The following is a 12,337-nucleotide window of genomic DNA, read 5'->3' as shown; positions in this document are numbered from 1 at the left end:
TAGGAGCAACCGGCGGTATCGCGGCCCCGGATTGCCGGGGCTGGCCGCTTTAGTCACACTTCTTCGGGGGAGGCCACGCATGGAAGAGTTCTATACCCAAGCACCAGGGGTCGGGTTTTACCCGCGCGACTTCCACGCACTCCAATGTGGTGTGGATGCTACCCGGGCGGGCATCATTGAAATCACCCCTGCCCCGCTGGTGGCGCAGATTCTGCAGGGCTTGGTGGGTCCTCTGCGCGCCGAGGAGTTTAGCCACGCGCTGGAATCCGCCGGGTTGAGCAAAGCCGCAGCTGACAGTTTATTTGAAGAGCTCGTCCGCTTCGGGGTGTGGGTCCCCGTGACCCCCAGAGATCACATCTTCCTCGTGGGCTCCAGCCCATTGGCGTCTCTATTGGCCGGGGCATTGCGCGCAGATGACTTTCTCGTGCACCAGCCGCGCAGAGGCACGCAACTCCAGCCCTTTTTAGCTCTGGCGCGCAAGCAGATTCCTGTGGTGGTGGTGGATCAATGGAGCGAGGTAGAAGAACTATCCACCTTGCTGCACCGCACCACGCACACCTGGCTGCCGGTCGCCGCCTTCGACACCCGGGTGCTGCTGGGCCCGGCGCACATCAACGGACAAGGCCCTTGCCCATTGTGTTTTGGTCTCTACCGCACCGAATTAGACCCCCTGTGGGCCCAGGTCACCAACCAGATAAGCCCTGTCCCGGAGCCAGACATAGTCGTGGGAGCAGCCGCGATTGCCCATACCGTGGTCGCGGTGCGCTCCCTGGTGGGTCGGCCCTCACTTCCCGGTGCCTTACCGGTGCTGTGGAGTCCGGGGCGCACCGATGACGTTGACGTTCACGGGCGCACTCAGCAGCACTTCTTCGACCCCCACCCGCGCTGCCCTGCGTGCTTTAATGCTGACACTGCCGATGCCCCCGGCAACCTAACGCCCCTGTGACTCGCCCCTGCCAGTGGCATGCTCGCTGAACTGCGCCAGGACCTGCAGGACTTCCGCACCGTAGTTGGCTAGTTTGACCTCGCCAATGCCGCTGATGGATAGCAGCTCCGCTTGGTCTTGGGGCAGCTGCTCTGCAATGGCCATGAGAGTGGCATCAGTAAAGATGATGTACGGCGGGACCTGGTCATGGCGGGCGCGCTCAGACCGCCACACGCGTAGTGCGGAAAAAATGTCCTCGCTCATCCCGCCATCGCACTCCTCGTGCCTGCCCAAGGATCGTTGCCGGGGAGTTTCCAAGGGCAGGCGGCATACCCGGCAGCGCCGCGCCCGCTGCATGCGCGCTCCTGCCGCCGCCGGGGCCACGTCTGGAACTATGCCGTCCAAGAAGCGGGTGCGTTTGCGGCTGGGGTGAGAATCCGGGTTCTTTGCCAGGGTCCATGAGCAATAGAGGTGCTCCCGGGCGCGGGTTACTCCCACGTAGAACAGGCGGCGTTCTTCTTCAATCTGCTCATCCTCACCAGAGCGGATGGCGTGAGAAATCGGCACCGAACCCTCCTGCAGGCCCACCAAGAACACCGCGTCCCATTCCAAGCCCTTGGCCGCGTGCATGGAAGCCAGCGTGACGCCATCGACCGTGGGCGGCTGCTTATTGGCCTGGCGCAGCGCCAGTTCTGCGCACACCCCGGGGAGATCGATCCCCGGGATATCTGCCACAATCTGCTCCACCAGGCCAAGCAAGGCCTTGAGCGACTGCCAGCGCTCGCGCGCTTGCGCACCATCCGGTTCCTCGGAGCTTAGCCCCAAAGGCACAAAGGCGGCACGTGCGATGGCCACCGGGTCTTCTGGAAGATCAGTACGCCGGGAGGCTTTGACCAGCTCGCTCACGCCCTGGCGGATCTCCGTGCGCTCAAAGAAACCTTCCCCACCGCGAACTTGGTAAACCACCCCGGCGTTACTTAGGGCCTCTTCAAACGCCACCGACTGCGCATTCGTGCGGTACAAAATGGCTATCTCTGCAGCTCGCACGCCCTGGGACAACAGTTTCTGAATCTGCTCGGCCACTGCCTGGGCTTCCGCCGGTTCACTGTCATATGCCTGGTATTGCGGCTCGGGTCCTTTCTCCCGCATACCCACCAGCTCCAGGCGGGTCCCGGCTGCGCGGCCTACAGCTTGGGAAATGACCTCATTAGCCAACGCCGTAATCTGCGGGGTCGAGCGGTAGTCGCGCTGGAGTTTGACCACCGTGGCCTGAGGATACGTCCGGCTAAAGTCCAGCAGAAAGTCCGGGCTAGCACCAGTAAAGGAATAAATGGTCTGGTTGGCGTCCCCAACCACCGTCAAATCATCGCGCTGCCCCAACCACGCACTAAGCACTCGCTGCTGCAGCGGGGTAACGTCCTGGTACTCGTCTACCACAAACGTCCGGTACTGCGCCCGGAACTGGTCTGCGACACCCGCAGAGTTTTCAATAGCGCCAGCAACATGGATGAGCACGTCTGAAAAGTCCAGCAACATCCCTTCCGGCTGTGACTTCATCTCCTCATAGTGCCGGTAAGCCCGGGCCACCTTGGCCGGATCCGCCGGGGCCTTGCGCCCCCGCTTCTCCACTGCCTCCGGGTAGCCATCTGGTGAAAGGAGGTAGGACTTGGCCCAGTCAATCTCTGCCAGCACATCGCGCACCATGTCCGTAGAGTTATCCAAACCTGCCGAGCGCACCGCCCGCCCCACCAGCGGAAACCGCCTGGTCTCCAGCCGCCACGGCAAATCCCCCACCACCTGGGGCCAAAAGAACTTCAGCTGCCGCAGCGCCGCAGAGTGGAACGTTCGCGCCTGTACACCGCCGATGCCCATATGGTGCAAGCGATCCCGCATCTCCCCCGCTGCCCTGTTGGTATACGTCACCGCCAGTACCCGCTGCGGGCTGACCAAGCCTTGGTCCACCAGATTGGCAATCCGGTAGGTAATCGTTCGCGTCTTACCCGTGCCCGCCCCCGCAAGAATGCACACCGGCCCCCGCGGGGCCTGAGCCGCTGCCCGCTGGTCCGCATCCAACATGCTCAAATCAAGCGTCATTACTCAACCACTCCATAATCATCCTGTACGCAATAGACCCTGGTGCCGCCAGCGGCAAGTGACGGACTTCTTCCCTGCTAGCCCAGCGCACCTGCGCCAGCTCCCCATCGCACTCGCCTACCGCCTCCACATCTTGCGTGGTAGCCCACATGCCCAGCATCAGCGAGCCACTAGAGGGCCACGGCTGCGAACCCCAGTAGCGCACAGAGTCCACCCGGCGCCCAGTTTCCTCCCACACCTCACGGGCAAAGGCCTGCTCTAGGGTTTCCCCCACATCGACGTACCCGGCCGGCAAGGAGTAGTAATCAGGGCGCAAGCTATGCCGCCCCAGCAAAATGTGCTCACCATGGGTGACCACCCCAATCACAGCCGGATCCAAACGCGGAAAAATCTCCCGCCCATTGCTAGCGCGGCCCACGATATTTCCCTGGCTATACTCCAAAGCCTCACCCGTTTCGGGATGAAAGCGCGAAAGCCTGCGATTGCGCAGCAACCCCACTGCGCGGGCAGCCAACCGGTCACCGGCAATGGTGGGAGACGAGGAGGCATCGACAAACTCGCCTGGGGCCTGCGCCACCTCCACAGCCCAGCGCCCTGGAGCCACCTTGACCCGCAGCCCCGTCCCCTGGGCGGGCGCGGTGGCACGCCAGGCAGGCTGGCCAGCGGCATCCACCTGTACCCGGCCGGATTCAGTGACTGCCAAAAACACTAGTCATCATCCTCATCGTCATCCCGGCGGCGCTTATCCATGGCCTCAGACACCGGCGGCAAATCATGCTTGATATACAGCAAACGATCCCCCGGCTTCAGCGCGGCGGCATCCACCGTATCTACCCGGTGGACCTCATTGTTGCGGAGCACCGCCAGCACAATATCGGCCAAGTGACGCGGGTTGGAGCCCACCTCAAACTCGCGCACGGGGCGCTCAGCAACCGAAAAGCCCTCGTTCGGGGAGAGCAAGTCCTCCATCATTTCCACCACATTCGGCGTCACCGTAGCCAAGCCCAGCATGCGGCCTGCGGTCTCCGCCGAGGTCACCACGTTGTCCGCACCCGACTGCAGCAACAAATGGCGGTTTTCAGACTCGCGCACTGACGCCACCACGTTAGCCTTCGGCGCCAGCTCACGCACCGACAGCGTGCACAGCACCGCGGTGTCATCCGTCGAAGGCGTGACCACAATGGACCCGGCGTGCTGCACCCCGGCAATTTTGAGCACATCTTGCTTAGTGCCGGAGCCATAGATGGTGACCAAGCCGTGATGCTCCGCATTCGCCAATGCCGAGCGGTTATTATCAATGACCACAATCTGGTTGGCCGGAATCCCATCCGCCAGCAACGCAGCCACAGCACCTGCGCCCTTGGTGCCATAGCCAATGACTACGGTGTGGTTCTTCAAGTTCTTCCTCCAACGCTGAATTTCAACAGTCTTCCGGGTCTTTTCCGTCAGCACAGACAGTGCCGTGCCCACCAACAACACCAGGAAGATCAGACGGGCCGGGGTCACTACGATCAAGTTGACAAAGCGAGCCTCTGGGGTAACCGGCACAATGTCGCCATAGCCCACCGTAGTCAGAGAGACCGAGGCATAATACGCGGCATCGAGCAGCGACAGATCCTCCGAGTAGCCCTCCCGGTCGAAGTAAACCACCAAGGTAACGCCCACCAGCAGCATAAACGCCCAGAACAACCGCGTGAACAACGCCTTCCACGGGCTGGCCCCGTGATAGCGCGGGACCGTGATGACATCGAGCAAACCGTGGTCTGGCAGTGTGCCCAGATCTACGTTTGACTTGATGTGGCGCGCCAGGCGCGTGCTCATACGCTGTGCTTTGCTCACCGGCACGTCGCACACCTTCCTTCGATCGACTAGCCGACAATCCGACCTTTGAGTTTGTCCACTGGCTGCGGTGCGCGCACTGCCGCCTAGTGACGGAGCACATTACCTTAGTCCGCCAGCGGCACTTGCGCCACCAGTGCGGCCAATTCTGCACCATCTGGCAGGTGCTCCGGCTCATAAGTCTCATTACTCATCACATAGTGGAAAGCCGCGCGCACCCGTGGTGGCTGCCCCTCCGGGTGAAGGCGCTGTTGTACCCGCTTCCAGGCCTGGGCGTAGACCGCTAATTGGATCTGCGCTGCAGCCAGATCCTTCGGTGCAGGCTTCCGGCCGGTCTTCCAGTCCACCACCAGCCAGCTGCCATCCGCTTCCTCGAATACCGCGTCCATGCGTCCACGCACCACCACTCCACCGAGGGTGATCTCGAAGGGAGTCTCTACCGCATGCGGGGTGCGCTGCGCCCACGGCGAATCCAGGAAGCGGGCCTTCAACTCCTCCAGCGTGGCCTCTGGGAGAGGCTCGCCGCTGCCGGGAAGCTCATCTTCACCCAACAGTGCCGCGGCGCCAAAGCGCTGCTCCAACCATGCATGGAATGCTGTGCCGCGCTTGGCGTAGGCATTGGGCTTGAACGGCACCGGTCGACGTTGCCGGCGGGCAAACTCCACGGCGTCCGTGCGCAACGCAACCATGTCCGATGCCGTGAGCTCCCGGGGAAGCTCCACGTCCACCTGCGGGGCCTGCAAAGCCGCGTATTCCTCAATGAGCGCGGTGGCCTCTTGTTCCCACTGGGAGAAAACCTCTCCCGCGCGCAGTGGCGGCAGCTGAGACAAGGCTGTCTGGACTTGGGCAGCACCTGCCTGCGCGTCCGGGCGCTGCGGCAGCGCTGGGAAGGTGCCCACGCCGCCCCCAATAAAGACAGCGTCTTCCTCTACCGGCTCTTCGGGGACCTCCCAGTGCACCACGGCATCCGGGTATTTCGCGCGTAAGTGCTCCAAGTAGAAATAGGGCCCCTTCTTGTTCTTGCCGCGGCCTCGATTGGTGCCAGATCCGGTGATGGTTAGCGTGGTTTCTGTACGAGTAATGGCCACATAGAACAGGCGCGCCGCTTCCTCGGCCTCAGCCTGGGCATCGGCTGCCAGGAACTCCTTGCACGCCTTATCAAACTCGCCCCTGTGGGTGGCATCCCCGGCATCAATCACATCATCGTCGCCGGGGACCTTGTCCACATTGGTTAAGAAGGTATTCGCCTGCGCCTTATACGTGGAGGAATCTGCACGCACCACGCACACATGCTCAAACTCCAAGCCCTTGGCCTTATGCACCGTCATAATCTGTACGCGATCCGCGCGGGCGGGAACCTCGCCCATCTTCAAACCGCGCTCTTGCTCCCGGGCTAGCTCCACAAAGTCCACAAACGCACCCAGGTTGTGCCCGGGGAAGTTGGCAACTTCTTCTGCAAAGCGGTCCAGGTGCGCCGTGCCAGCACCATCACCGCGGGCGAGGACCTCTGTGCGCACCATAAACTGCGCCTCAATGTCTGCAAAAACGTCTTCGATGGATTTACCCAACGAGTAGGTGCGCAGGTGGCGCAAACGCGCGGCCAAGGACTCAATCCGCTTCAAGCCCTCCGGGCTATAGCGTTCCTTTTCAGCCAGGTCTGCCACAGCGTCCCCCAACCCCGGAACCTGATCCGGGCCTTCGAGAGTTACCGCTGCTAGTTGCTCCCGCAGATGCTCCACCGGGTCCTTACCCGGCTCCCACGCCACGCGCTGTGCCTGCGCCCCGGCCAGATTCTTCGCGCGCGCCAACAAGGCCTTTAAATCTGCTACCCCCAGCCCCACCAGAGGACCGGCCAGCACGCGCAGCGCTGCGGCGGGTTCTTGCGGGCGCACTAGCAGCGTGGCCAGGGCAATCAAGTCTTGGACTTCCGGTTGCCACAGCAAACCGTCAAGCCCCGCAATCTCATTAGGCACCCCGTAGTGAGTCAACGCAGCAGCAAATTCACGTGCATGCGCATTAGTGCGCACCAACACGGCGGCGGAAAACTTCAGCGCACGGCCCTCTGCCTGCGCCGTGGCTTCTTCTTTAAGGTAGAGCTCGCGCAGGTGCTGCGCTACGAACGCAGATTCCTGTGCCCCGGTAGCAAAATACCCTAACTGAATGTCGCCGGCCGGAGCATCCTTGCGCGGTTTCAATTCCTCCACCGGACGGTTTGCCTCACCAAAGACATCAGTAGCCACGGCATTAGCCATCTTCAGCACCCGCTCCGGGTTGCGCCACGAGGTAGTTAGCTGCTTCTTCGGAGCAGGCCCAGCCGCCGTGGGAAAATCCTCCACAAACGCCGCGAGGTTTTCTACCGTTGCCCCACGCCAGCCATAGATGGCCTGCATGGGATCCCCCACCGCAGTAACGGATAATTCTGGATAGTGCTGCTTGCCAAAGAGCTCTCGCAGCAAAACCCTCTGGGCATGCGAGGTGTCTTGATACTCGTCCAACAACACTGCGCGGTAGCGTGCCCGCTGCTGGCGGCCGACCACCGGATGCTGGGAAGCCACCTGGGCCGCTGCCGCCATTTGCTCCCCGAAGGTGGTTACCCGCAGCTGCTTCTTGTATTCCTTAAAGGCCGCCACTAGCGGCAGATACTGCACGCGCAGCCGCTGGGTGTAGAGGTACTTTTCTAAGTCCTTGGAGTACTCCCCTTTCGTCCGGGGGGATTTCTCCAGATTAGCTACCTCCATGCGGAAGTCCCGCTCATGCTCCACGACGTCTTGCGGATTACTCAGGACAGAATCCAAGGAATCTGACAGGCTCAGCAGACGCTGGACCACCGTGTCCACCGTCTCCTTAGCAATAAGCTCGCCTTCCCATTGGCTCACCACCTCATGCGCCAGCGCGTAATGCTCCGCGGCAGTAATCACCCGCGAATCTGGCTCAACGGGAACTAGGAGGCCGTACTCCCGCACCAATTCTCCCGCGTAGGAGTCATACGTCATCACCTTGACCGAAATGTTCTCCAACGACCGGGCAGCCGGGGAGTCGGGATCTAAAACCCCGCTGTCGCGCAAGGCGTAGAGCTGCGAGCGGATGCGTTGTTCAAGCTGCCGGGCCGCCTTGCGGGTAAACGTCAGGCCCAAGACTTCCTCCGGGCGCACTTGGCCATTGGCCACCAGGTACACCACCCGGGAGGCCATGGTCTCCGTCTTGCCTGCACCGGCGCCTGCCACCACCAGCGTAGGCTCTAGCCCACCGCTAATCACCCGTGCCTGTTCGCAGGTAGGTGGGAACGGCTTGCCCAGCGCCTGGGCCAAGGCCTCCGGGCTCAATTCGCCAGGAGTAGCCGGTTGCTGTGAGTGATTAAGAGACATCGGTAGTCATCCTTCCCTCGGGGCGAACGGGGCACACGGTAGAAATCCGGCAGCGCTGACAATCAGGATTCTCCCGCGCGGTAATATGCGCGGCTTGCAGTTCATGCACCAAACCCGGCAACTGCCCCGCAAACTCCGCAAGTTCGTCCTCCGGCCACGGGGCTTGCTCTCCCTGGGCAATACCCTGGCGGTCTGCTGCTGGGTAAACCATTACCGCTGAGCCAAACTCCTCCCCCGTCTGTCCAGCAGGGGCAGTAATCACCCGGGCGCTATCAGCACCAACCCGCAGCTTGCCGCCGCGCACCGCCAATTGATAGGCGGCCATCTGGGGGTTTTCTTGCACGCTTTGGGCACTGGGAACACTAGCGCCTGTTTTAAGGTCCACCACCACTAAGGCACCGTTCTCAGAGCCGCGCTCCCGCTCCAAGCGGTCAATATAGCCAAAGACCTTCACGCCAGGGGCCACCGTAACGTCCACCGGCACCTCCACGCCCACCAGCTCATAGACACCGCGGGTGGCCGCCACCCACTGCCGGGTACGTTCCACAAGGTTATCCCACTGCGACAGCTCATAATCGCGCTTCCACGCGGGGACGTCTAGCAGCTCCTTCATGGTGTGGCGGCTTAATTCTTCTGCCAACTCCGGGTCGACGCCGCGGCCCAGTGCTTCTAGGTATGCGTGGGCCACAGTACCGCGCACGGCTGCCAAGGGAGTGGCTTCTTCGGAGTCAATATCCCCCAGCACCGCCTGCAAGGGGCACTTGAGCAGCTTTTCTACCTTAGAGGGCGACACGCTGGGTAAACGCACGGTGCCCGGCTCTGCGGGGTCGGCCACGGGGACATCGGCAGACTCAGCAGAAGCTTCCGCCCCGGCCTCACCACCCGTGCTGACCGTCAGCGCCCACCACTGCGCGGGGTGGGCACCCGGCACCCCGGCCTGGGCCAAACGTGCCAGCTGGCGGGCCGCCTGCTCGCGCTGAACGCCATCGGCACTAACATCACTGACCACCCGGCGCAGCTGTGCAACAAACGCGGGAACCGACAGCACGGACACCTGCAGGGGGTCCAACTCACCTTCGTGATTGAGCCGCTGCGCAGAAATCACCGCTGGAACGTCAAGGCCAAGTTCGCGCGCCCAGGCGCTGCGGCGCAAGGCGGCAGCAGCCTCCCGGCGCGCCAGCGTTGCGGGCAGATCCACACCCCGGCCACAGAACTCCGCAATGAAGCGGGAGGGTTCATAGACTTCCTCCGCCTGAGGCGCATCCACAGCCACGATGTGAAGCCGGTTGCGGTGTCGGGTGGTAGCTACGTGGAACAGGCGGCGTTCCTCCGCCAGGCGATCGCTTAGGTGTGAGACGTGAGTGTCCGGATCAATACTGCGGTCTAGCAGATCAATGAGGTCTTCTTGGCCAAAGAGCGAGCCGGTCTCCCCCAAGGATGGCCAGCTGCCTTCCTGGGCGCCGGTGAGAATGACCGTGTCCCACTCCCGGCCCACCGCTCCGTGCGCGGAGATGATTTCTACCGCTTCCGGGGCTACTACCCGCCGGTCACGCACACCAGTGGGCAGGTCTTGGGAGAGGATTTCTTCTATGAAGGCCTCCATGGGCAATTGGGGGTAGCGCTCCGCGAAGTCACCGGCGGCGTCGAAGAGTGCCATGACGGCGTCCAAATCTCGGTCAGCCTGGGAACCGGTGGCGCCCCCGCGCAAGGCGGCAGCCTGCAGGCGCTCCGCTAGCCCGGTTGCTGACCACACTGCCCACAGGACTTCTTCCACGCTGCCGTCGCGTACCGCCCTCCCGGCATCCAGTACAGTGCGCACCCGTTCCAAAATGGCAAGCTCGCGGCCTGTGAGCAGCGTGCCAAAGTCTGGCAGTGGCCCATCCAGGACCTCACGCAGCGTATCCATACCGCGTTGTTGGGGTTGCCAGCGGCGCAGCCCGCGAATCAAGCGGCGCAGCGTTACCGGGTCTGCCCCACCAATGGGGCCGGTAATCAATTCCTCCAGCTCCGCTGTGCTGAGCTCGTGATAAAGCGCATGGATGGCCTGCAGCAGGGAAGCTACCAGGCGTTGTTCCCCCAGCACCACGTCTGTGGGTTGAATGTGCACCGGGACTCCTGCCGCCAGCAGTGCCCGCCGTGCTGCGCTAATATCCCCGCCGCCGCGGACCACCACGGCTATCTGCGACCACGGCACGCCATCTTCCAGGTGACGCCGCCGCACGCTATCTGCCACCACATCCTGGGCCGTGCGCGCGGAATCTACAATGCTCACGCACGCCGGGGCCGGGGTGCGCCGCGGGGTGGTCAGCTCTACGGTCTGCACGCCAGGAAGTTGTTCAGCAAAGCTGGTGAGGAAGCGCGAGTTCGCACCCCGGAACGCGAACACCGCCTGGTCCGGATCTCCGCCAATTATGGTTAGTTCCGCCGTCTCCGACAGCCGGGCAATCAACTCCCCCGCGTTGGGGTCTAGCAATTGGGCGTCATCTACCACCACCGTATGCCAGGGGCTGTTCTGCGTCATTTCCGGATGGTCACGCACCACCGAGACAATTTCTGCAGCCGATAAGGAGCGCCGCCCCGACAGCGACATCACCTGCTCATACTCCCGCATGAACTGCCCGGCGGCTTCCCACATAGTCTGCCGATGCCGGGCACCCAAGCTCTCCAGGTCTTCCGGGCCCAGCCCCCGTTCCCCAGCGCGCAGCAAGAAATCACGCAACTGCCGGGCAAATCCAACCAATTCGAGTGCGGGGCGCACCGGCTCCGGCCAATAGGCACCGCCTGCTTCCGCATGGGCGGCCAACAGCTGGCGAATAACCACATCCTGTTCCGCGCCCGTAATTAGCCGCAACCCTTCATCCACATGCGCGCGCACCAGGCTAAAAGCCAGCGAGTGCACAGAGCGCACCATGGTGGTCTGCGCGGCATAATCGTCTAGTCGGCCGCTGAGTTCCCGACGCAATTGCGCGCCGGACTCTTTGGAAGCCGCCACCACCAAAATTCCGGAAGGGTCCGCCCCGGAGCGCAGCTTGTCCAGCACGGTATCGACCAAGAAACTCGATACCCCGCTGCCAGCCGCGCCGGTTACCACCCAGCGTCCCGTGCGCGGTAAGTCCTGCTCCCATTGCCGCGGCTGCTCCAGGGCCTGCGGGGCTACCAGGCGCACCTGCGGGGTGGGTGGCAAAATCACGCCGCTGCGTACCGCACCATGCGGGTCATAGGGGCCTGAGCGGGCAGAAGGTGACATAGGGGCTCTCCTTAATTCCGACCTTTAAGTCCGGTATTCCTATCCGGTCTTAACGTCCAATCTCATTGTTGCTCTAGTGTGCCAGCCACCCTGGACACAAGCATATCCTCTACCCGCGCAATATCCGAACGCACGTTCGCCTTGGCTGCCGGGTGCAAGTCATTGACATGCCTGCGATAAGCCACCGCCCGCAACAACAGCTGATCAAAATCCGTCAAGTACCCAAAGCGATCACAAATACCCGGATCTACCAGCTCGTTAATCAACCCGTCCACCACCACCAGCGCGGCACTATACCCGCGCGGACGCGCCGCCGCAGTAGGCACCATGTCTACAATCGTGGGCGGGTTCACACCGTCATAAATAGTGCAGGCCAGCAAGTCCGCGTGCCCCACTACCAGCGGATTATCCGGGTCCAACGGCGAATAGCACTCTCCGGTCTCTTCCCAGGCTGCCCTCTCCGCCGCGGCAAAAACATCATCCCGGCCGGACAGAATATCCACGCCAGCCAGCTGCGCCAAACCTTCTTCTACCCGCAAGGCCAGCTGCGCGGTTTCATCCACCCGGCGCGACAGGCTCCCCGGCACAAACGTGGTGGCCTTCCATCCGGCCACCGTATGCCTGCCGTTGGTCGCTACCACCGGGCGGGCTACGCGCGCCCCCACCACGTGCAGCTTCTCGCGTACCTTAGCCGACCAGCTGGCATAACTTGCCGCCGGGGAGTAGACCACCCCACCAATAAGCCAGCCATGGTCCCAGGCATAGCCCACATGTTGCGCCGGGGTAGCGCCCGTGGGCGCTGCCCGAAATGCATGTAAAACTATCTCATCTGGTTGCGCCATGGGCACTCCTTCCTGCTACGCGCGA

The 12,337-nt window shown here is 62.6% G+C and carries 7 protein-coding genes; 1 reads left to right on the top strand and 6 read right to left on the bottom strand.

Going from position 1 to position 12,337, the window contains the following annotated elements:
* The first annotated feature begins 79 nt into the window (after nucleotides 1–79).
* Nucleotides 80–946, top strand: a complete 867-nt coding sequence (locus tag G7Y31_RS03165; RefSeq protein WP_165008576.1) for a hypothetical protein — start codon at nucleotides 80–82, stop codon at nucleotides 944–946.
* On the opposite strand, the gene G7Y31_RS03160 is transcribed toward G7Y31_RS03165, so the two are convergent.
* From G7Y31_RS03160 to G7Y31_RS03135, 6 genes are all read right to left on the bottom strand, one after another.
* Nucleotides 932–3,019 carry an ATP-dependent DNA helicase UvrD2 gene (locus G7Y31_RS03160; RefSeq protein WP_165008574.1) on the bottom strand — a complete coding sequence of 696 codons (2,088 nt, stop codon included), beginning with the start codon at nucleotides 3,017–3,019 and terminating at the stop codon, nucleotides 932–934. The genes G7Y31_RS03165 and G7Y31_RS03160 overlap by 15 nt on opposite strands.
* Nucleotides 3,009–3,728, bottom strand: a complete 720-nt coding sequence (locus G7Y31_RS03155; protein WP_165008572.1) for an NAD(+) diphosphatase — start codon at nucleotides 3,726–3,728, stop codon at nucleotides 3,009–3,011. The genes G7Y31_RS03160 and G7Y31_RS03155 overlap by 11 nt, the downstream gene beginning before the upstream one ends.
* Entirely contained in the window at nucleotides 3,728–4,840 is a 1,113-nt protein-coding gene (locus tag G7Y31_RS03150; RefSeq protein ID WP_165008653.1) for a potassium channel family protein, read from the bottom strand. The genes G7Y31_RS03155 and G7Y31_RS03150 overlap by 1 nt, the downstream gene beginning before the upstream one ends.
* 125 nt (nucleotides 4,841–4,965) lie before the next feature.
* Nucleotides 4,966–8,223: a UvrD-helicase domain-containing protein gene (locus G7Y31_RS03145; protein WP_165008570.1), complete on the bottom strand. Its 3,258-nt coding sequence runs from the start codon at nucleotides 8,221–8,223 to the stop codon at nucleotides 4,966–4,968.
* Nucleotides 8,213–11,470: an ATP-dependent DNA helicase gene (locus G7Y31_RS03140; RefSeq protein ID WP_165008568.1), complete on the bottom strand. Its 3,258-nt coding sequence runs from the start codon at nucleotides 11,468–11,470 to the stop codon at nucleotides 8,213–8,215. The genes G7Y31_RS03145 and G7Y31_RS03140 overlap by 11 nt, the downstream gene beginning before the upstream one ends.
* Nucleotides 11,471–11,532: 62 nt before the next feature.
* Complete coding sequence (locus tag G7Y31_RS03135) at nucleotides 11,533–12,312, bottom strand: hypothetical protein (protein ID WP_165008566.1); 780 nt, start codon at nucleotides 12,310–12,312, stop codon at nucleotides 11,533–11,535.
* Between the last annotated feature and the right edge of the window lie 25 nt (nucleotides 12,313–12,337).

This window comes from Corynebacterium lizhenjunii (genome assembly GCF_011038655.2).
Lineage (GTDB): Bacteria > Actinomycetota > Actinomycetes > Mycobacteriales > Mycobacteriaceae > Corynebacterium > Corynebacterium lizhenjunii.
Note: the sequence above shows the minus strand (reverse complement) of the source record. Positions and strands in the feature narration are given on the sequence as shown.

What these genes read in the sequence shown, in the direction of transcription:
- G7Y31_RS03165 (WP_165008576.1), top strand. Translation starts at nt 80, where the DNA reads ATGGAAGAGTTCTATACCCAAGCACCAGGGGTCGGGTTTTACCCGCGC.
- G7Y31_RS03160 (WP_165008574.1), bottom strand. Translation starts at nt 3,019, where the DNA reads ATGACGCTTGATTTGAGCATGTTGGATGCGGACCAGCGGGCAGCGGCT.
- G7Y31_RS03150 (WP_165008653.1), bottom strand. Translation starts at nt 4,840, where the DNA reads ATGAGCACGCGCCTGGCGCGCCACATCAAGTCAAACGTAGATCTGGGC.
- G7Y31_RS03145 (WP_165008570.1), bottom strand. Translation starts at nt 8,223, where the DNA reads ATGTCTCTTAATCACTCACAGCAACCGGCTACTCCTGGCGAATTGAGC.
- G7Y31_RS03140 (WP_165008568.1), bottom strand. Translation starts at nt 11,470, where the DNA reads ATGTCACCTTCTGCCCGCTCAGGCCCCTATGACCCGCATGGTGCGGTA.
- G7Y31_RS03135 (WP_165008566.1), bottom strand. Translation starts at nt 12,312, where the DNA reads ATGGCGCAACCAGATGAGATAGTTTTACATGCATTTCGGGCAGCGCCC.